We start from the raw sequence: 19,189 nt of genomic DNA on the forward strand, positions 1-19,189 counted from the left end.
TTCTTTTTAAAAGTGGGCTTTCACTTTGTAGATTGGTTGTCCCTTTGCTAGGAACTTTTCTTCGTATTCGGTCTTAACGTTACCCTCGACTTTGTCAGGATCGGCGTGCAAATCCATGGTGTAGTCTTCGGCTGTCCAACGCATGCCAAAATTCATGAAAGAAACCAACGAGTACTCGAACAAGTGGCGGTTATCCGTCTTAAATTCCACTTCCCCACCTTCCGGCAAAACCGCCTTGTAGGAAGCCAAGAATGACCGATAAGTCAAGCGACGCGCTTCATGCCGCGTCTTTGGCCATGGATCAGAGAAGTTCAGATAAATCTTTTGGATTTCACCCTTTTCAAAGTATGTTTCGACCCCCGAACCGTTACCGTAGAGGTAGCGCAGGTTGGGCAAAACCCCTTCTTGATCGAATGATTTGCGGGCCGCAATGGCGACAGCCGTCTCTTGAATCTCCATGGCGATATAGTTAATGTCAGGATGGGCCAAGGCCATTCCCAAAATGAACTGTCCCTTACCGGAACCAATCTCAACATGAATGGGCTGTTCTTTATCAAAGATTTCCTGCCAATGCCCCTTCATTTCCTGGGCACGGTCCTGATCGATAACCAAATCTTGATGAGCTTCTAGCCACGGCTTAGCCCATGGTTTTGAACGTAAATGCATTTATTTGTCTCCTTTTAACTTGTCGGATTTGAGAATAATTTGAAAATGAAGGACTAACAACGTGATGAAGCCGGCGAACATCAGAACGAGTCCGTCAACCAGCGTGAACAAGCAGCAAGCCAAAAGCCCGATTAAAATAACCAATGGGCACAAAAGGGTAAAAATGGCTTGGCTAAAAGCACGCATCTGATATTGACCTCTTGGGAATAAAAGTTTATTCCACAACTGATGACGATTCCGTTGGAAAATCGGCCAGAGCTGGCGCACAGCCAAGTAGGTAAAAGCAATGACCAGTATAACGGCGATGTACAGTGGCTGTTTTCTGAGAATAAACAAAAGAAAAACCGTTAGACCAAATTGACGTAGAACCAACGTTAAGCCTGATTCATTTCGAATTAGTTGTCGAAGGGCTAACTGCCTGGCTGGCGCTTTTGAAAAGGAAAAATGGGCCAGAAAGCGGTCCAGATAAGCCCGTCGTTTAACCGCCATCCCCTGTTTCGGAACCTCCGCAAAAAGGGAGAAAAAGGCGTAGCGACGAGCCGCCATCTTTTCTGACTGTGCCACTGCCACTGGCCAATTAATCTGATGCACGCCAGCTGACGAAGCTGGAAAAAGTGTCTGAAATTCACGTTGTACATGCCAGACTTTTACCAGAACCATCAATAGCAATAAAAAGACCAGCGTCCATGGTCCATGAAGACCAGCCCGAACGAAAAGGGGCAACCCAAGGACGAAAAAAATCACTTCAATCATCACAACGGTTAAAAAAGAACGCCTTTTGGCTCGTTTAAGGTAGTCTTGTAAAAGGAATCCTTCGGCTGCCAGCAAAAAAAGGCGATCCGCTTTTTCTAGTTGACTTTGAAAGTGGCCGAAAAACAGGGCCACGATGACCCAAAGTGTTGCCAATACCTGCCAGAGGGTGACGCCCGTCCCATAAATGGCAAGCGACTGCCCACTCAACTGTCGAAAGGCCAAAACAAGGGCGCCAAACGCAAAAGTCAAAAACAGTAGAAAGTGGTCATTAAACAGTAATTTTAAATAACGCTTTGTCTCAACCTGTTTGCGCTGGAGACGGTCCTGATAGAGCGCATCCAATTGTACACGATTTTCAGATTGCCTCATGAGAACAACTCATCCAATTGATTGGTGGCCAAATGACGCGAAGCGGCTAGTGCTTCTGCTGGACCAAAAAAGGCCAACTGTCCCTGTTCCAAAAGGGCAAAGTCGTCGACGAAATCGGCTGCTTGACTCAATAAATGGGTGGTCAGCAGCACGGCCATCCCCTGCTCTGCTCGCTCTTTCATTAACCGGATCAGCTGCTTCTGCGCTAAGACATCGAGTCCCAAAAAGGGTTCATCGATAACCAGCAAATGAGCATCCAGCGAAAAAGCAGCCACAATCATTACTTTTTGTTGCATCCCCTTTGAGAAATGCTTGGGCAGCCAATGTCCCTTCCCGTCCAAGCGGAAAAGCGACAAGAGGGCCTCCACGCGTTCCCAATGTTCGGCGTCATCTTGCCCATGGGCAGCCAACATCAAGTGGAGATGTTCGTCCAAGGTCAATTCGTCGTATAGAACGGGTTGCTCAGGAATGTAGGCCAGGTTTTGCTTATACAAGGCCGGCTCGTCCTCGAGACGTTGCCCATCCAAGGTTAAGGAGCCGTTCAAGGGACGGCCAACCCCAATCACCTGTTTAAGCGTCGTGGATTTCCCAGCGCCGTTTAACCCAATTAAAGCGACAATCTGCCCGGAGGCAACGGAAAAAGTCAAATTGGAGACGACTGGTTGCCCAGCATAGCCGGCTGAAAGATTGTGTATTTCTAATCCCATTCCTTTATTATACCAGGACGGGTCTGCTTTGCTATAATATTAGTAGAAAAACGATAAAGGAGCACAGCAGATGGCAGATATTTTTGACAAAATCATTCAAGGTGAAATTCCTTCCTATAAAGTTTACGAGGACGATGATGTGTTGGCTTTTCTAGACATTTCACAGGTCACGCCTGGTCACACCCTCTTGGTGCCAAAAAAGCACGTCGATAACATTTTTGATTACGATGACGAAACAGCCAAAAAAGTCCTATTGACTTTACCAAAGCTAGCCCGGGCCATTAAAGCCACAAACCCCAAGATTACCGGGATGAACATCTCATCAAACAACGGGGTTTCGGCTGGACAAACCGTCATGCACTCGCACTGGCACCTCATTCCGCGCTACGACGATGACAATTTAAACGAAACGCTAGTGCCAACCATCGACCATTCGTCAGAATATACGCCTGCCCGTTACGAAGACATTGCCAACAAAATCAAAAAGGAGCTATCTTAATGGCTTTTGAACGTATCAAACAAAAGATTGAACATCTCCAAGAGATTAACCAGTTAAGAAAAAAAGCGCAGCAACAAGCCGACGTCCTGAAGGCAGATTTACAAGCCAACCAACAGGATATCGAGGACATTAAACGCGACGTTGCCCGTTACAATTTCAAAAACGCCGCTCCCCTTGCCCGCATCAATGATAAGTTGTCCAAGTATAAGGGCTAAGTTTTCGGTTGTTGCTATGGTAAAATGACAACCATTAGATAAAAGAAGAAAGGATTCACGATCCATGCGACGTAAATTTATTTGGGGGGTCATACTGGTCATTTTTGTTGCCGGTGTGACCTACCTAGCCGTTAGTGGTTCAAAGACTTTGGCCACGACCGATAACGGAAAAATTACCCAAGCTGACTACTACGACGAGGTCAAGCAATCATCTGCCGGCCGCCAAGTGTTCGCACAAATGGTCATCAACAAAGTATTGGACAAGAAGTATGGCAAGGAAGTCACCACTGCCGATGTTGATAAACAATACGCCACCCTCCGTGCGCAATATGGTGACAGCAAATTTAAGCAATACCTCTCACAAGCAGGAATGACTGAAAAGCAGTACAAGGAATCACTGCGCGAAAAGCAAGTCATGCAGGCTGCGGTGAAGGCAAACTATAAAATCTCAGCCGACAAGCTGAAGGAAGCCTACGATAACTACGTACCTGACACGACCATCTCTTTGATTACGGCAAAGGATGAGGATTCCGCTCAAGCGGCCATCGATGCCTTAGACTCTGGCGAATCATGGGATGACGTCTACAAGCAATACTCGCAAGCTAACTCAGCTGTTTCAGGGACTGGTCAAATGGCTGCCTTTGATTCAACCAACACCAACGTTGATTCCGAAATCCGCAAGGCCGCCTTTAACCAGGACGCCGGTGTTTACTCAGCTTCGCCAGTTAAGGGAACCAACGGTACTTTCTACGTGGTTCGCACCGATGCCATGGCTGAAAAGCCAGCGCAATCAAAAATCGAGTCAAAGTTGAAGGATAAGATCACGAACGACTTTATCAATGACACGAACAACCAGGACGAAATGAAGAAGATTATTGGCAAGTTGCTGAACAAGGCAAACGTCAACATTAAAGATTCTGATTTAAAGTCCGCACTAACGGGTTATTTAACCGCTAATTAAAATTAAAAACAGTGGCTCTTACGAGTCACTGTTTTTTTGTCTTTTAAATTAAGTGAGACGAATCCCGGACGGTCCCAGTAATCCTTCATCAAAAGTCCAAAACAATACCTGTTGTTCGGTCGCCAGCTCCTGCAATAACACCAGTGCTGCCTGTCGCCGCTGGTGATCAAGATGAACCAGGGCATCATCAATCAAAAGTGGCAATGGTTCCTCCCGGTGTACACTCGTCGAAAGAGCAAGCCGAATCGCCAGGAAGAGCAAATCTCTTGTTCCAGAGGATAGCTCGATTGCCCTAAAAAGTTGCCCCGCCGAATCAAACACGTTAATCGAACCATCATTCAACAGAATTCGCTGGTAAGCGCCTTCTGTTAATTGCGCTAAGTAAGCACCAGCCTGTTCGAAAACCTGGTGGGCCAATGAATCTTCTTTTCCAACAAACGCTCGCTTGACAACGTCAACCGCCAGCACCTGAGCAAGATAATGAACATAATCCTCTTTTAGATCACTTTCAAAATTCGCTAATTCCTGAGAAATGCTTGTTAAACTACCCTTTTCAACGAGCTGTGTTAACTGCGCGCTCACGTCCGCAATCAGCTGTTGCTGTTGGTTTTTGGATTGACGTAGGCTGGCTAACTTGTTCTGGTACTCGCCAAGTTGGGCCTGCAAATGATTGGCTACGTTTTCTTGACCAAGCGTGTCGACTAATTTTGAAAACGTCGCCAAGCGCCCCTGACCCAACTGCTTGGTAGCCATTCGTTGCGCTACAAGCAATTGCTCCTGCTTCTGCTGCTGGTTGATGCGTTCATAAAAGTCGTCAATGTTTGCCAACCCATAGGGCGCCAACTGTTCCTGAAGACGTTCGGCCAGTTGCTCTTTTTGCTTAGCAATGGCCGCTTGCTGCCTGAGGGCCTCTTGCAAACGATGGTTCAATCCCGTTTTGCCCGTGTGACGACAATCGAGAAGCTCTTCTTTGACCCAGTCTTGAACTTGGTCATCAGACCAAGCGGCCAAGGTCGCTTCATCCAATCGGCCGGATTGCAGAAGGGCTTTCTTTAATGCTTGTAAGGCCTGCTGACGCTGTTTGTCAATCAAGGGAAGCTGACTTTGCTCCCGATAGATTGTTCGTAATCGGTCTTGATAAGCCAATATCGCCGCCTGATTGAGCGGAGCAAAACGATCCAGAAGTGCCCTCTTCTTAGACTTTTGCTGCCAGAAAAAGCCCAGTAGGGCAAGGGAAACTACCAACAAAAGGCCTGCTTCAAGGCCCGGCAATAACAAAGCTGCCAGCAAGCTAGCGCCAAGAAGAAGGAATGCAACGGTCCAAGGTAGTCTCGCACTTTTTTGTAACAATTTTTCTTCTGTTTGATTCAAAGGCTGTGGCAGGCCACGGGTAAAGCCATGCCCTGCGTGGGCAATTGCCTGAACAATCCGCTCTTCCTCACTTTGGTAAGCAGCCAAGGAAGCCATGGTATCTCGAATCACACTTTCAGAAGGAGGCACTTGGTTTTGGTCACTCAACTCCTGTTGAATTGACGTCAAGGCCTCTTGCTGTTTCTGTGCTTTCTTCTCCAGCCAACGCTTTTCCTGTTCCAGTTCCTGGATGGCTTGTCGACGATTTTCGTCCGGCAATTCAACCAATTCCTTTGATGCGTTTTTCTTTGTTGACACGTCCTGGTAGAGGGACCAATCAGCCAATTCACTTTGCTTATCATGCAGTGCTTCTTGCAGCTTTGTTTCCTCATCAGTTAATTGCGCTAACGTCGCCTCTAATTCGAGCCGCTTGGCTAGCAAATTCTGGTATTGTCCCTCCTGTTGGCTAGCGAGCGCCTGTTTTTCCTGTAAGGCCCGGTAGGCCTTGTTCGCCATGTTAAGTGGCCGCTTCCCGTTTTTACCTTGCGCAAATTGTTGTTGCCCCAATTGATGATGTTGATCAGCCCAGGATAAAAATTGCTGAGTCTGTGGCTTCGCATAGGTCAGTAACGCCTGCTCAAAATCATCACCTGTCAGATTCGTCACTTGGTCGAGTTCGGCTTCATCAAAGGAAAAAATATGACGGTAGTCTTTTTCAGTGAGGGGTGCAAAAAGTCGCTGTAGCCACTTTTCGGGATCTGGCATTGTTAAACCGGAGTCCAGCGAGCGAACCGTAAGCATTGACTGCGTACGGTCAAGGCGCTCGATGGAAAAGCGACCTTTCTGGGTTGCAATCGTTACCCGCCCCCCATACCGGGCACCAGAACGAGGTTCATAAAGCTGCTGATCCGCTCTTCGTCCCCGCGGAAAGCCAAAGAAAACACCGATAATGAAAGCCTTTAGACTGGTTTTTCCGGCTTCGTTAGGCCCGGCGATAATCTGAAAGTCATTGGAAAAGCGGAAGGTCACATCCGTCCATTTGCCAAAGCCAACGATATGGATTTCCTCAATCTTCATCACTTGACCTCCGTTCCGAAAAGAGTTGTTCCAATGATTTTCGCAGGGCCACCTGACCCTCCGGCTGATTTAAGTATTCCCGAACAACTAGGGGAACGTCGTCTGAAAGCTTTTTAGCCCCTACTCCCTCTTGAATGACCGCCTCAATGGCGGTCGAAAAATCATGAGTCGCTGACAAAGCATCCACTACGGTCTTTTGCTCTTGCACCGTCAGTTCGATTGGCCAAACATTGCTCGACTTTGGTAAGGATTGCTGAATCACTTCTAGCAAGTGTCCCTCATCATAGGCCTGACGCAATGCTGGTTGAAGTGGTCCGTCGATGGTTAACGTCAAAAAAGTCGGCAAGGAATAATTCGACTGAAGCAACGCATCCACGACAGCCAGCGGGTCAGCCACGTTGGTTAGCGTCAACGCTTCAAAGCGAACAGGTGCCAAATCAATAAACCGTTCGACCAAACCATGCGAACCCGACTGCACCAGTAGGACCCCTTTTGCTCCTACTTCCGTTCGATTCAGCCCCTGCAAATTTCCTGAATAAGCGATAGTGGGCTGTTCATGTAGCGTTGCCCGTTGGTGAATGTGCCCTAGGGCCCAATAGTCGTAGTTTTTTGCGAGCATTTCATCGACCGAAAACGCGGCATAGTCATCCCCCAGCTTGCCCACCGAACCGTGGTACAAACCAATTTCGTAGTCAACATTTGGATTTCGGCTTGGAAAATCAGCCAGACGCTGTCGCCGTTCCGAACGGTCGGCATAGGAAAATCCGGTGAACGCCACGCGTTCACCAGAGCGACTGGTCAAAACTTTTTCTTGAACGGCGTGATCAAAGACAAGAACGTTTTCAGGCCAAAACCTTGGCTGACTGTCAAAAGCCTGGTAATCATGATTGCCAAAAGAAACGATGGCTGTAATCCCCGCCTCTTTTAACTGGCGAAATCCCGACATGAGCGTGGCTTGAACTCGAGCAGAAACGCCACTTCCGTTCAATAAGTCGCCAGGAAACAAAACAAAATCCACTTTTTCGGTTACTGCTAAATCGATGAGTCCTTGAAAGGCGATAAACGACGCTTCCTGAATCTCTTTTTGAAATTTTTCCGGTAGTTGCCGAGACAAGCCCTTGAAAGGGTTGCCCAGGTGAACGTCGCCGGCGTGGATAAACGATAGCATTTAAAGCTCCTTTAATTCAGCAAACAGATGTTCGTATAACCATTATACAAAACGACTCTTACTTTCCAAAGCATTCTGAACAAAAAAAGTCTCAGCTTATGCTGAGACTTTTTTATCTAATGATAATCGGCCAACAGGTCATGCTGAACTTCCTTTGTAAAACGACCGATAGGCTGAAAGTCATGCCGATCTTTAAAGGATAGCGGCGTCACCCTCGTCAACAAAACCTTCTGATTCTTTTCCGTTAAAAAGATTTGTCCAGGACCAAGTAACTGACCTTTGGTATGCTTACCAATCCGCCAATCGTGTTCCTGCTGCCGGTCTTTAACCAAGAGGTGCCCAGAAGCATCTTCCTCCAGCAAACACCCAGTCAAGATAACCGTTTCATACTTGCCCTTTGCCATGCTAGTCCTCCTGCAGGCGAACAATCTTCGCCCCCATTTCGAAACGCGTCGAGTCGATTGGCGCGTCAGGCTGTAGATGCAAGTGAAAGTCGGTTCGATCAGAAACCATGGCAAAGTCAGACCCTCTTAGATCAGGCATGTGCGCCACCAGTGCTCCTAGATCATTTTCGGTTAGTCCTCCCTTCCAGGATCGAACAACCAACCGAATTAAGGAAATTTTTAGCAGCTTCGATAGAAAGGCGATTTGGCCAAATGGCATTGGTCGCAGCCAACTATCAACGGAAAAGTCTGGTAAGTCAACGTGCTTTACCCAGTTCAGGCCCTTTTTCCGCCAAATCAACTGGTAAACACCCGAATGGTCTAAATGAATGCCCGCTAAATCAGTTCCAGAAATATCTTGATCAACCAGACGAATTTCACCAGCTTGGTGCTGCGTCAAAACCAACGGATAGGCCCGCTGCCCGTCGTAAAACAGGTTCAAGGCAAATTCGGATTCATCCGCTTCTGGACCGAACGGTTGATGCTTCTCCTTTGGTAACACAATCACCCGCTGCCCGAGAGCCAGTAATGAAGCAATCAACTTTCGGCGATTACCCGGTACTAAAATTGCCTCAGGCTTTTCCTGATCAACGACCGCCATGACATCCGATGTTTCCAGTGGTTCCAAATACTGTTTATCCGACAAATGCGGCAATAAGGAGGCATCGGCAGCGTTATTGTTCATAATCACTGTGTGGTAGCCCAACTTCCGCAATTCTGAAAGAGCGACCGAGGTCACATAACCAGCCGCTGCGCCATCACCCATCCGAAAGGCCCCTGATCCGACTAAGAGAATGGTATGGTTTGAAACCGCAACCGATTCATTTTCCTCTTCAAAAGTCGCGAAAAACTGGTGAGCGTTTTCGGGAAATTCACCTGCTGAAGGTTCCAGCGCCTTATAGGTTGGAATGACACCAGCTTCCTTTGCTAGCGTTCGGATGTTTTGCAAATTACTATTCCAAAAGCGAGCCAGCAACCCGTCAGACAAACCAGACTGCTTCGCCTCCGCTAACTGTTCATGGCTAGGACCACTGTCTAAGATTCGTTCCTCGGTCACCAGTAACTGCTTCAGTTGGTAGAAGTAAAACTCATCAATCTTCGTTAACTCAGCCAATTCATCGACTTCGTAACCACGACGCAAAGCCTCTAAGAGCAGAAGCACTCGGTTATCATGGGGGTGAATCAACTGCTGAATCATTTCATCGTCCGAAACGTTCTTCATGTACTTCGGCGAAAAAGAGCGGTTGTTAAAGTGAGCAGCCCGAATGGCTTTTTCCATCGCTTCAATGAAAGTCCGACCGAATCCCAAAGCTGAACCGACAGACTTTTGAATTGAGTTTAATTGACGGTTCACGTGGATGCCGGATGCTTTCAAATCACCAAACGAAAAAACGGGTAATTTAACCACAATGTGATCCATCACCGGTTCCATCATGGCCGTCTTTTCATGGTAGGAATCGGCTGGCAACTCGACATCCATGATCCGACGACCAGTGGCTAGTTGTGCTGCCACTAACATGACGGGATAACCCGTCATCAAGGCCATGCGGTTACTCAATTGATCCAGGTATGGCGACACCTTAATAATATACAGTTGACCCGTCCGTTCGTTAAGCGCTAACTGTACATGGACCGGTCCCTGCACGTTTAAAATGTCAGCAACCAGAAAGGCTTGCGCCCGCATTTCTTGCACAATTTGGTCCGAAATGGTCAGAATTGGCGCAACTGAAAGCGAATCCGCAGTATGAATCCCAATCGGATCCATGTCTTCAGAAGCCCCCACTTGCAAGCAGTTCCCCGCCTTATCACGTAAGACAAGGAGCGAAACTTCTTTTAGCCCGTTAATCGCCTTCGAAATCACGGCTTCTTTCGTCAATGACTGCGAAAGAACTTGATTAACGGCTTCTTCGAAATCATCCAGCCGTCGCACAATGCGCCTGGTCGTTCCCTGCGCTGGGTTATGGGCACGAACAAGCAACGGTAGTTCTAAATCACGCAGTAACTCATTCGCCTCACTCTGACTACGCACGATGGTTGCCTCTGGCATCGCCAGTCCTGCCGCAGAAAGTGTCTCGAAGAGGGCCGTCGAATCATTCAACAGGTCTAAGGTCTTATCCGAAATACCAAGACCGACTGGCCGTGCACCATCCTCTTCCCGCCATTCGGCAATCACCTGATGCCACAGGCGTAACCCACGTAAACCAGCAAAGCCAGGAAAAACAGCATCAATTTGTTTTTCCTTAATAATTGACTTGATACTTTGCACCGTCAACGTCGCAACGATGGTTTCGGCTTCTGACGATTCAAGGGCCAAAGAATAGGGATTATCATCCACAAAAAAAAGTCGGTAACCCTGCGACTTTAGAATTGGCAGCACTTGATAAATGGCCGCATCGTTTTCGCCCTGCATGCCAAAGTCAGTCTCGCCGGAGCCAAGAAAGAGAATCCGTTTTAAATTTTCATCAGTTGTTCTTTTGTACATAGTCTACTACCGTTTCGAAAAAGTCCGCAAAAACACGTTTCGCTTCGAGTGGGCCCGGAGCCCCATCTGGGAAAAACTGTACCGAAAAAGCGGGAAAGTCACGGTGACGAAGTCCCTGGATTGACTGGTCAACCAAGTCACGATGCGTGACAAAGAGACGCTTACTGTCTAACATCTCAGGATCAACCACATAACCACGCCCCTGCCGGGCATAGAAAATTTCCTGTGAAATAATTTCCTGAATTGGGTGGTTCATCCCGTGGTATTCGGCTGGCAAAACCGTCAATGCCGAATGGTTGGCCAAGGCGAAGAGTTCGTGCCCCAGTCCAATACCGAGCATGGGCACCTTACTTTGCAAAACCCGAATCAAAGTGAGTACGGATTCTGGTAAATCCTCTGGGTTTCCAGGTCCCGTCGACAAAATAATGCCATCGGGATCTAGGGTCAGTACCTCGTCAACCGAAGTTGTATAGGGTAATACCGTTACATTCGCATCGTAGTCCCCAAGAACACGTAAAATACCGTTCTTCAGTCCAAAGTCGATGACGATAATGTGGAACCCGCGACCCGGATTCGAATAAGCCTTGTCGGTCGCCGTATTCTGAACCTGTTTATTCGTTAAGACCGTTGCCTGCAATTGGTCACGGGCATGGTCATCCACCACATCAACAATGGTTGCTTTTTGAGAACCCGTTTCACGCAAGTGGCGAATTAACTTTCGGGTATCGACCTGGTAAAGGCCGGGAATATTGTACTGTTTCAAAAAACGGTCCAAATTCATTCGCCGCTGCCGGTTTGTGGAGACCTCTGCGAGGTCGTGCACAATCATCCCTCGAATTTTAGGACTAATGGATTCATAGGCCTCAGCATGGATACCATCAGCACCAACTACAGGCATGGCAAAAACAATCATCTGCCCGTCATAAATGGGATTTGTGATGGTTTCTTGATAGCCAGACGTGGCCGTATCAAAGATAACTTCGCCAAAAGTCGTTGCTGGCGCACCAAATCCCTCGCCTGAAAAAACTGTACCATCTTCTAAAATCAGGTGCCGCTCCATGGAACCCTCCTATTCGAGTAACTTCGTACGAAAAAACAGGATGCTTAGTGGACAATCTCCACTTCGTCTGTTCCATCGATTTCTTTCACGTGAACTTGAATCTTTTCGTTTTGAGCAGTTGGAATGTTTTTCCCAACAAAGTCAGCCCGAATCGGCAGTTCACGGTGCCCACGGTCAATCAAAACAGCGAGCGAAATGGTCTTTGGCCGGCCGATTTGAATCAGGGCATCCAACGCCGCACGAGTTGTCCGGCCCGTGAACAAAACATCATCAACTAAGACAATGTTTTGATCGATAATGTTCACCCGGTCGTCTTCATCCAAGCCAAGCTTCGTATGTTGGCCCAAACGATCGTCACGATAATCCGAAATATCGATTGCCATTACGGGAATCTGAACACCTTCCAATTGCTCCAAGCGGTCGGCAATTCGGTGGGCCAAATATTCACCACGTGTCTTCACACCAACCAAAATTAAATTTTGACCGCCCTTATTGTGTTCCAAGATTTCATACGTAATTCGCGTTAATGCCCGTTGCATGGACGCCTGGTCAAGTACAATTTTATTTGCCATTTGTTACTCCTCATATATGTATACTTACAATTTTTGTTCTTCTTTTAAAGCCTTTAATACTCGTTCGAAGGACGATGGTAGTGGCGAATCAAAAGTCATTTTTTCGCCCGTTGTTGGTTGTGTCAACACCAAGGTTTTTGCATGGAGTAATTGTCCCTTTAAGGAAATTCCCAATAGTTCTTGCTGGTGGCCGTACGTTGCATCCCCAACCACTGGATGCCCAATGTACTGCATATGAACACGAATTTGATGAGTTCGTCCTGTTTCTAAAGCCAATCGGAGGAGTGTATAACCATGGAAACGTTCAAGCACTTCAAAGTGGGTAACGGCTTCGCGCCCACCGGCAACCACTGCCTGCTTCTTACGATCCTTTGGGTGACGACCAACTGGCGCATCCACCGTTCCATGGTCTTCCTTAAATTCGCCCTTCACCAAGGCGTAGTAGTAACGCTCAGTCTTATGGGCCTTCAATTCAGCGGCCAGGGCTTGGTGGGCACGGTCGTTTTTAGCAACCATCAAGAGGCCAGAAGTGTCTCGATCAATTCGATGAACAATGCCAGGACGGAACTCACCGTTAATGCTTGACAACGGAGCGTGAAATAACAGAGCGTTCACCAGCGTGCCACCGGCATGTCCTGCGGCGGGGTGCACAACCATTCCCTGTTTCTTATTGACAACAAGCAAATCGTCATCTTCATAGACAATATCCAACGGAATGTTTTCTGGCTGAATCGCAACGGACTTAGTATCCGGTACCGTAATGCGAACTTTATCACCGCTTTTTACTTTATAAGAACTCTTAACCGGCTGATCATTCACTAAGACCTGTCCGTCCTTAATCCAGCTAGCCAGTGTTGAACGTGAATGCTCGAGGCCTGCACTTGCTAATGCAGCATCGATTCGTTTTCCGCCATCGTTAATCGTTAACTCTGTTGTTTTAGGCATTGATTTGTTCCTCTAAAAGTCGGCTGCCCTTCTTGCTAAGGAAAAGTCGCACTTCTTTTTCTTCTGCTTGGTTGATAACGAGAATTCGTCCCTCAACCGATAACTTGACGGTTGAATCCGTTAGATTAATTCGACTTTTTTTCCAAAAAAGTACTCGATAAATGACGAGGGATTGCTTTGAAAAAACCAGAAAACGACAGCAAAGTCGAATCAGAATAATAGCTAAAACGATGACTGTGTACAGCGCCCAAATGACATTGACTGAATAAAAGAGTTCTGAAGCCCAAATAGGACTAACTAAGAGTACGCAGGCCCAGAGTAACCAGCTGATTTTCGACCAGTCACTTGTTGGTTGGTAATGTATTTTCAATTTAGCCATGGCGACTCCTTCGATTGAAATTAACTCTCCCTATTTTACCATTTTATTATCGTTTCTGTTATTGTAAGACTGGTAGATAAAAAGGAGACAATAGGGTGATTCAAATTCAAACAGACGCTGCTTACCGACCAAGTAGCCAGGAAACAGCAGCTGGAATTGTCTTTGTTAAAGATAGAAAGCAAGCACAAATGAGTGGTCGGTTAGAACCTTGCCGGGATAATCACGAAGCTGAATTTCAGGCGCTAATTTGGGGACTAACACAGGTGCAAAAGGAATTAGATGCAAAACAACTAGTCGAAATCCAATCTGACTCTAAAATTCTGGCCTCATCCCTACAAAAGGGCTACGCCAAGCATTTCCAAGAATATGTTGATCAAATTCTTGCACTCCTACCAAATCCAGAACTGACTTTCTTCGTCTGGGTAAAAGACGCTGAAAACAAAGGCCCCCATCAATTAGCCTGGCAAAGTTTAAATAAGTGAACTTACAAAAAATGCCATGGAGCAAATGACGTATACCCCAAAAACTAAAGTAAATAGTTACTCGTTCTCTAAGCGGCTAGTTGTCGATATGCTATCGGCGACTGGCCGCTTAGTTTTATTTGGATACGATTTGTATTGTAATCGTGGATGAACCACCGAATCTTTTTTGTGAGTTTTGTGCGACTTTTGTACTGTTTTAGCGGGCCAATTTCCGTCTTTTCTTTGTTAAAGAAGCTTTCAATGACGGCGTTATCAAGAGCAGTAGCCTTTCTAGACATGCTTGGTTTTATTCCATTCTGTAATAAAGTCCTCTGCCAAGTTCGATGACGATATTGCCATACTTGATCGGTGTGTAAAATGGTCTGTTAGTTGCGTCTTGGAAGCTTAGGTAAAAGTTTCTGAACGGTCTGCAAGGCTAAGGCTAAGGTTGGTTTGGAAGATAACGAATAAGAAACAATTTCTCGATTATAAAAGATCCATAATGGGTTCTAAATAGAGTTTTTGTCCAGTTTCTGGTACCTTAAATTCGGTCACGTCACTCACTAATTTTTGAAAACGACGATCGGCTGGAAAACGACGACGTAGACGATTCTTAACTGACTGTCCATTTGGACCTGGATAAGAATTATATTTCCGAGTCTTTTGACCATAGCCTTCCGCTTGAATGCCCCTGATATGCATGAAGCGCTGGACTCGCTTATGGTTGACCTTTTCGAACCCAGGAATCCGTCGTAAGGCTGTGTGAATGCGAAGCACACCGTAGTACGGATTTTTTTCTGAAAGCTTGCGAATGGCATCTTTAATTGCTTTATCGGGATCTTCCTCAAGGAGGCGACGGCGCCAGTAATAGAAAGTTGCTGGACGAATTGGTGCATAACGGATCAAAAGACTTTGCTTATAAATCGCCTCGAGTCGGAGAATCGCTTGTGCGACTACTTTAGGAGCCCACCCTTCTTCATCGAGGCCAATTCTTTTAAAAGGGCATTTTTGATTTCAAGTTCTTGAACACGTTCTTCAAGCTCGGCAATACGATCTTTGTTCTTTGTTTTAAGTGACTTTTTAGCGGCTTTAATCTGTTTCTTTTTAGTCATGGAAGGTCTACCTTTTTCTATCGACCTTAACCCATCAGGACCCTGCTGTAAATAGATTTTTCGCCATTGATACATCTGAGCAACACTGAGATAACCGAATTGAATCGCTGTTTCAGTGTAAGAGGCTTGACTTTGAATCATCCAAAGAACTAATTGAATCCGGAAATCGACTGTGATTTTTGGAGGATTCGTAAAGATGGTTGGTCCGTGCCGCTGATAAACGGAAAACATAATTTGAAAGCTACGCTTACTAATACCATATTTATGAGCAATGTTGGTCATCGAGACGCTTCTTTTACGAAATAGAAATTCATTGATTGCTTTAATTTTAGTTTCTTTAGAAATTTTAGTCATAAAACTTACTAACATTAAAGGTGCAAATCATTTCGACGGAAATGATTTGCACCTTTTTAGGTTAACGCCTAAATTGGTAGTGAAACTTAGGTCGCAGGTTATTTGGGCACTTGATGCCATTCAAAAAAATGGCCGTTTCACTGGTAGCACCATGCAATTTGTTCTTAGTAAGTTAGACGCTTGACGCCGGGTATAGAAAATTAAATGATGTTGTCTGTCAGTGGGAAGTTTCAAAAACTAAAGGAGGTGCATACATGCACCATGTCATTGGAATTGACGTTTCCAAATCAACTAGCCAAGTCGCTGTGGCTGTTGATCAAGAAATTGTCGAAACTTACAAAATTGAACATAATGTTTTTGGCTTCAATCGTTTAAAAACATCTATCCAGCAGTTCAATGAATTTCCAGATATTGTCTTTGAGGCAACAGGTATTTACTCAAGAAGATTGAAACATTTCCTGGATAGCCATCACTATTCCTATCGTTTTCTAAATCCATCGGCTGCTAAAAAGGAACTCGACCAACTGCGTCCCAATAAGAACGATCCGAACGATGCTAAGAATTTGGCGTTAACACAATTTATCTTGGACCGGCCAAAGTCTTATGTTCAGAATCCAATCTATATAGAACTACAAGATATGAGTCTTTTTTACCAACAATTAACCCATGACATCGTTACGATTAAAAATCGCTTACACCGTGTTTTGCAGTTGACTTTTCCTGAAATTGAAGAACTTTTTTCAACGACCGATAGCCAACAATTTCTTGAGATACTACAGGCATTTCCTCACGCTAGTTATGCTCAGCATGAATTGCAAAGCTTAGAAGACACGATTCAGTCCTGTTGTTCACGACATATTAGACAAATAAGACTCGAACGGATCACCAAGAGATTAGTCAGTCTGGCAAGCCAGGCCGCTCCAGCTGTGACAATGCATTCACACACTGTTTATCAAGTACGGTACTATTCTTCACAATTAGTAGCATTGATGCAGGAAAAAGATGCTGTTCTGAATGAAATGATCAATCAGAGCCGTGGTCTTCCGGAATTTGAGATTTACATGAGTATTCCAGGATTGTCAGACAAAACGGTTGTCTCTCTAATCGCAGAATTAGGTGACATCACACGCTTTCAAACAAGTAATAAGTTGAATGCCTTTATTGGCATCGATTTAAGGTTTAATGATTCTGGACAATACCACAGTTCTGGTTTTATTACAAAACGTGGTAATCACATTGCCCGTAAAGTGTTGTTCAAGGCGATTGGCAATAAGGCTAGTACAGCGACATACGGCCATCCCAACCACATCAACGATTGGTACCAAAAGAAAAAGCAATCTTCGGATGGCCGTGGGACCAAGAAGATTGCCATTGGTGCGATGTCTCGCCTAATAAGAACATTGCACTATTTGGTGCTACATAATCAACTCTATGACTATGAAATAGCATCAAGAAACTCAACAATTTAAGTTTATCATTTTTCAAAAAGATTGCAAAGGTGATAGCTTATTTAAGTGTGCCTAAATTAAGGTAGTGAATCAAAAGAAAAAAAGCCAAATTCCTTGATAGGCTTGACTTCTGGTAGAAAAAATACCCCGAAAGTTAAAGTAGCTTTCGGGGTATACGTCAAAAATCCAAGGTGTTTTTAATTATTCGTCATCTTCAATTAACAGTTGATATGCCCAACGAGCGGTCGAAATATGTGGCGCCTCTTGCATATGAACCGTACCACGTTGTTCGAATCCGTTATTCGCAATGACTTTTTGCATGGGAAGATTTCCTGGATGCGTATCAATCCGGAAATCGCGTGCTCCCTGCGCATAGAAATATGAAATCAGTGCAGTGATAAAGCGAGGAGTCAAGCGTTGTCCGCGGAATTTATCGGACATGGCCACACGATGAAGTGAAGCGTAATCATGTCCGTCCTTCAGCCACGAGCCATCTTCCAAAGCCGTGTACAATGCATCCTCACCTTCAAAGGCAGCAGCATAACCAGCCACTTGGTTTCCAACCATCAATACAAAAGCTTGGTGCTTATCTAAATCCATTTGAATCGTGCCGGCATTGGGATAGTCCCCCTGCCATTGGTCAAGTCCCTGTTCTTTCAAGAAATTCTTGGCCGTTTGTAAAATCTCGACAATTTCGTCAATGTCACGAGCCTTGGCCCGTCGCATGTATACTGCTGGCATATTTGATTAGCACACCGAATTTTTCCAGTGTGCGACTCCTTTCTTCTCAATTACAAAAAGCAATTATAGCACTACAAGTCGGAATGCACCACTGTTATTCCAGAGATATTATTAAAATACCTGACAATAAGAAAGAAACCTTCACAACACCTAAATGCGTTCGGAATTTTCTTTCAATTGGCAAATTCTATAATTAATCCGAACGATAAAATTTAAAATAAAAACCAAAAGAATTTCTTTACAATGGTAGTTGCTTAGACCAACCAAAAGGAGAAATTATTTGAGCTATTCAATTTTATCTTCTTATGACCGTGGTGCAATTGAGAAATTACACAAATTAGGATATTCCATGCAATTGATTGCAGATACTCTTGGTTTTGCAAAATCAACGATTCACTATGAACTCCATCGTGTTCAACCCTACAATGCCCAATTAGCACAAAAAGATGCCGATAGAAAGCGTGGTCAGTGTGGACGAAAATCGACTCTGGCTCCTGACAAAAAGCGCCTAATCGAAAACCATCTTCGACTGACTTGGTCGCCTGAAATAGTTGCCATGCATTTATTTCCATAAGTCTATTTTACCGACAGAAAAATAAATCAGCAGATTACAAGCTTAATTCAAACAACTCTGAAAAAATTCAATTGATTCCCAATAATTATTGTTATTTCATGGTCCAATTGTTATCAGCTCGAGCATTTCATAAAGCTGCTGCCCATTGGCGTCTCTAAAATAGGTAAAATTTCAATTTAAAGATTATATCTAGCCTTCCGCTCTGAGCTTAAAACGCCTCTCAGAGCCTCTCAGGGTGCTAAACCTGAAAGCCACTACTTTGCCAATCACTTGCTGGGCGAGCTAACTCATAGCATTTATTCATTGCTCAGTTACATGCTACGGCAACCCTTGAACGTGGTTTGGACGGAACTCTACTGCCTCCCTCCTTACGGGTACACGCCTATCCCGTATCAGCCTTATAGGGTAACGACCCTAACGAAATCAAAGGTTCCCATATGGCCCTCTTTTTTTGGGGGTAAGCGCATTGCGCAGATTTCGCTGGATAAGATAAAAAATCGTACAAAAAACGTCCCCGCTACTTAAAAAGTAACGAAGACGCTTTTTATTGATCCATCATGCGCATTAATGCATGATGGCATAACCAACTTATTCACTCTTATTTTTCTTGAATTTACCAAAAGTAACAAAGCCAATTAGAGAAAGAAACAATCCACTAATTAGAGAGACACGTACAGATCCTGATTTATCAGTTTCACCTGTTTCTGGTAAGGTATTTTCCTTCGTTGAGTGCATTGGTTGACTAACCTGGTGTGATGGAATGGAAACCAGTGATGGATTATTTTTAATTGTTGTATCCGTTGATTCGGCTGGCGCGTTCTTCGTGTACTTGACCGTGAAGTTCAAGTCACTT

At 45.2% G+C, this 19,189-nt stretch carries 22 protein-coding genes; 6 read left to right on the top strand and 16 right to left on the bottom strand.

The genetic code is table 11. From position 1 onward, the window contains the following. Positions 1-6: 6 nt before the first annotated feature. From trmB to IV71_RS01730, 3 genes are read right to left on the bottom strand one after another with little or no spacing between them, the layout of a single operon-like run. Entirely contained in the window at positions 7-666 is a 660-nt protein-coding gene (gene trmB, locus IV71_RS01720) for a tRNA (guanosine(46)-N7)-methyltransferase TrmB (protein WP_010690641.1), read from the bottom strand. Next, the gene (locus tag IV71_RS01725) at positions 667-1,788 is read right to left on the bottom strand and encodes an ABC transporter permease (RefSeq protein ID WP_010690640.1); all 1,122 of its coding nucleotides are present in this window, start codon (positions 1,786-1,788) and stop codon (positions 667-669) included. It abuts the gene before it with no gap. Further along, on the bottom strand, positions 1,785-2,495 hold the full coding sequence (locus IV71_RS01730; RefSeq protein ID WP_010690639.1) for an ABC transporter ATP-binding protein: 711 nt from the start codon (positions 2,493-2,495) through the stop codon (positions 1,785-1,787). Before IV71_RS01730 ends, IV71_RS01725 begins: the two co-directional genes overlap by 4 nt. Positions 2,496-2,565: 70 nt before the next feature. On the opposite strand from IV71_RS01730, the gene IV71_RS01735 reads away from it, so the two are divergent. The 3 genes from IV71_RS01735 (at position 2,566) to IV71_RS01745 (ending at position 4,170) form a co-directional block, all read left to right on the top strand. Then, positions 2,566-2,994 (top strand): HIT family protein, encoded by a 429-nt coding sequence (locus IV71_RS01735; protein ID WP_010690638.1) that lies wholly within the window; start codon positions 2,566-2,568, stop codon positions 2,992-2,994. Then, on the top strand, positions 2,994-3,209 hold the full coding sequence (locus tag IV71_RS01740; protein ID WP_010690637.1) for a hypothetical protein: 216 nt from the start codon (positions 2,994-2,996) through the stop codon (positions 3,207-3,209). Before IV71_RS01735 ends, IV71_RS01740 begins: the two co-directional genes overlap by 1 nt. Positions 3,210-3,273: 64 nt before the next feature. Next, entirely contained in the window at positions 3,274-4,170 is an 897-nt protein-coding gene (locus IV71_RS01745; protein WP_010690636.1) for a peptidylprolyl isomerase, read from the top strand. A gap of 48 nt (positions 4,171-4,218) precedes the next feature. Here IV71_RS01745 and IV71_RS01750 read toward each other — a convergent pair whose 3' ends face one another. From IV71_RS01750 to IV71_RS01785, 8 genes are all read right to left on the bottom strand, one after another. After that, entirely contained in the window at positions 4,219-6,597 is a 2,379-nt protein-coding gene (locus tag IV71_RS01750) for an ATP-binding protein (RefSeq protein ID WP_056994997.1), read from the bottom strand. Then, positions 6,587-7,765, bottom strand: coding sequence for a metallophosphoesterase family protein (locus IV71_RS01755; protein ID WP_010690634.1), 1,179 nt, complete (start codon positions 7,763-7,765; stop codon positions 6,587-6,589). The genes IV71_RS01750 and IV71_RS01755 overlap by 11 nt, the downstream gene beginning before the upstream one ends. Before the next feature lie 116 nt (positions 7,766-7,881). Beyond that, the gene (locus IV71_RS01760; RefSeq protein ID WP_010690633.1) at positions 7,882-8,169 is read right to left on the bottom strand and encodes a DUF7671 family protein; all 288 of its coding nucleotides are present in this window, start codon (positions 8,167-8,169) and stop codon (positions 7,882-7,884) included. Between the two features lies 1 nt (position 8,170). Next, complete coding sequence (locus IV71_RS01765; protein WP_010690632.1) at positions 8,171-10,690, bottom strand: carbamoyl phosphate synthase preATP-grasp domain-containing protein; 2,520 nt, start codon at positions 10,688-10,690, stop codon at positions 8,171-8,173. Next, positions 10,671-11,750, bottom strand: a complete 1,080-nt coding sequence (locus tag IV71_RS01770) for a carbamoyl phosphate synthase small subunit (protein ID WP_010690631.1) — start codon at positions 11,748-11,750, stop codon at positions 10,671-10,673. Before IV71_RS01770 ends, IV71_RS01765 begins: the two co-directional genes overlap by 20 nt. A gap of 44 nt (positions 11,751-11,794) precedes the next feature. Beyond that, entirely contained in the window at positions 11,795-12,322 is a 528-nt protein-coding gene (gene pyrR, locus IV71_RS01775; protein WP_010690630.1) for a bifunctional pyr operon transcriptional regulator/uracil phosphoribosyltransferase PyrR, read from the bottom strand. A gap of 24 nt (positions 12,323-12,346) precedes the next feature. Beyond that, positions 12,347-13,267 carry an RluA family pseudouridine synthase gene (locus tag IV71_RS01780; RefSeq protein WP_010690629.1) on the bottom strand — a complete coding sequence of 307 codons (921 nt, stop codon included), beginning with the start codon at positions 13,265-13,267 and terminating at the stop codon, positions 12,347-12,349. Beyond that, positions 13,260-13,646 carry an EbsA family protein gene (locus tag IV71_RS01785; protein WP_010690628.1) on the bottom strand — a complete coding sequence of 129 codons (387 nt, stop codon included), beginning with the start codon at positions 13,644-13,646 and terminating at the stop codon, positions 13,260-13,262. The genes IV71_RS01780 and IV71_RS01785 overlap by 8 nt, the downstream gene beginning before the upstream one ends. 95 nt (positions 13,647-13,741) lie before the next feature. On the opposite strand from IV71_RS01785, the gene IV71_RS01790 reads away from it, so the two are divergent. Then, on the top strand, positions 13,742-14,128 hold the full coding sequence (locus IV71_RS01790; RefSeq protein WP_010690627.1) for a ribonuclease HI family protein: 387 nt from the start codon (positions 13,742-13,744) through the stop codon (positions 14,126-14,128). Between the two features lie 68 nt (positions 14,129-14,196). Here the strand turns inward: IV71_RS01790 and IV71_RS08545 are convergent, their stop codons facing one another. From IV71_RS08545 to IV71_RS01800, 3 genes are all read right to left on the bottom strand, one after another. Beyond that, positions 14,197-14,487: an integrase core domain-containing protein gene (locus IV71_RS08545; RefSeq protein WP_114636111.1), complete on the bottom strand. Its 291-nt coding sequence runs from the start codon at positions 14,485-14,487 to the stop codon at positions 14,197-14,199. A gap of 106 nt (positions 14,488-14,593) precedes the next feature. Beyond that, positions 14,594-15,013, bottom strand: a complete 420-nt coding sequence (locus IV71_RS07885) for an IS3 family transposase (protein ID WP_158534681.1) — start codon at positions 15,011-15,013, stop codon at positions 14,594-14,596. A gap of 47 nt (positions 15,014-15,060) precedes the next feature. Further along, positions 15,061-15,501 (bottom strand): helix-turn-helix domain-containing protein, encoded by a 441-nt coding sequence (locus IV71_RS01800; RefSeq protein ID WP_050790536.1) that lies wholly within the window; start codon positions 15,499-15,501, stop codon positions 15,061-15,063. A gap of 326 nt (positions 15,502-15,827) precedes the next feature. Here IV71_RS01800 and IV71_RS01810 point away from each other — a divergent pair, with 326 nt between their 5' ends. After that, positions 15,828-17,042 (top strand): IS110 family RNA-guided transposase, encoded by a 1,215-nt coding sequence (locus tag IV71_RS01810; protein ID WP_010690624.1) that lies wholly within the window; start codon positions 15,828-15,830, stop codon positions 17,040-17,042. Positions 17,043-17,222: 180 nt separating this feature from the next. Here the strand turns inward: IV71_RS01810 and IV71_RS01815 are convergent, their stop codons facing one another. Beyond that, a complete protein-coding gene (locus tag IV71_RS01815; protein WP_029489764.1) occupies positions 17,223-17,762 on the bottom strand; it encodes a GNAT family N-acetyltransferase in 540 nt (179 codons plus the stop codon). A 280-nt stretch (positions 17,763-18,042) separates the two neighbouring features. Here IV71_RS01815 and IV71_RS01820 point away from each other — a divergent pair, with 280 nt between their 5' ends. Further along, the gene (locus IV71_RS01820; protein WP_010690614.1) at positions 18,043-18,336 is read left to right on the top strand and encodes an IS30 family transposase; all 294 of its coding nucleotides are present in this window, start codon (positions 18,043-18,045) and stop codon (positions 18,334-18,336) included. Positions 18,337-18,924: 588 nt separating this feature from the next. Here the strand turns inward: IV71_RS01820 and IV71_RS01825 are convergent. Continuing rightward, positions 18,925-19,189, bottom strand: a 265-nt coding sequence (locus tag IV71_RS01825; RefSeq protein WP_162258589.1) for an LPXTG cell wall anchor domain-containing protein, incomplete at its 5' end; no start/stop codon positions are given.

The sequence above is a fragment of the Fructobacillus fructosus KCTC 3544 genome (genome assembly GCF_001438695.1).
GTDB classification, from domain to species: domain Bacteria; phylum Bacillota; class Bacilli; order Lactobacillales; family Lactobacillaceae; genus Fructobacillus; species Fructobacillus fructosus.

Excerpts from the sequence above, each read along its gene's own strand:
- pyrR (WP_010690630.1), bottom strand. The coding sequence starts at position 12,322 with ATGGCAAATAAAATTGTACTTGACCAGGCGTCCATGCAACGGGCATTA.
- IV71_RS01760 (WP_010690633.1), bottom strand. The coding sequence starts at position 8,169 with ATGGCAAAGGGCAAGTATGAAACGGTTATCTTGACTGGGTGTTTGCTG.
- IV71_RS01750 (WP_056994997.1), bottom strand. The coding sequence starts at position 6,597 with ATGAAGATTGAGGAAATCCATATCGTTGGCTTTGGCAAATGGACGGAT.
- IV71_RS01815 (WP_029489764.1), bottom strand. The coding sequence starts at position 17,762 with ATGCCAGCAGTATACATGCGACGGGCCAAGGCTCGTGACATTGACGAA.
- IV71_RS01765 (WP_010690632.1), bottom strand. The coding sequence starts at position 10,690 with ATGTACAAAAGAACAACTGATGAAAATTTAAAACGGATTCTCTTTCTT.
- IV71_RS01755 (WP_010690634.1), bottom strand. The coding sequence starts at position 7,765 with ATGCTATCGTTTATCCACGCCGGCGACGTTCACCTGGGCAACCCTTTC.
- IV71_RS01740 (WP_010690637.1), top strand. The coding sequence starts at position 2,994 with ATGGCTTTTGAACGTATCAAACAAAAGATTGAACATCTCCAAGAGATT.
- IV71_RS01730 (WP_010690639.1), bottom strand. The coding sequence starts at position 2,495 with ATGGGATTAGAAATACACAATCTTTCAGCCGGCTATGCTGGGCAACCA.
- IV71_RS01785 (WP_010690628.1), bottom strand. The coding sequence starts at position 13,646 with ATGGCTAAATTGAAAATACATTACCAACCAACAAGTGACTGGTCGAAA.
- IV71_RS01780 (WP_010690629.1), bottom strand. The coding sequence starts at position 13,267 with ATGCCTAAAACAACAGAGTTAACGATTAACGATGGCGGAAAACGAATC.
- IV71_RS01735 (WP_010690638.1), top strand. The coding sequence starts at position 2,566 with ATGGCAGATATTTTTGACAAAATCATTCAAGGTGAAATTCCTTCCTAT.
- IV71_RS01800 (WP_050790536.1), bottom strand. The coding sequence starts at position 15,501 with ATGACCAACATTGCTCATAAATATGGTATTAGTAAGCGTAGCTTTCAA.
- IV71_RS01770 (WP_010690631.1), bottom strand. The coding sequence starts at position 11,750 with ATGGAGCGGCACCTGATTTTAGAAGATGGTACAGTTTTTTCAGGCGAG.
- IV71_RS01745 (WP_010690636.1), top strand. The coding sequence starts at position 3,274 with ATGCGACGTAAATTTATTTGGGGGGTCATACTGGTCATTTTTGTTGCC.
- IV71_RS01810 (WP_010690624.1), top strand. The coding sequence starts at position 15,828 with ATGCACCATGTCATTGGAATTGACGTTTCCAAATCAACTAGCCAAGTC.
- IV71_RS01725 (WP_010690640.1), bottom strand. The coding sequence starts at position 1,788 with ATGAGGCAATCTGAAAATCGTGTACAATTGGATGCGCTCTATCAGGAC.
- trmB (WP_010690641.1), bottom strand. The coding sequence starts at position 666 with ATGCATTTACGTTCAAAACCATGGGCTAAGCCGTGGCTAGAAGCTCAT.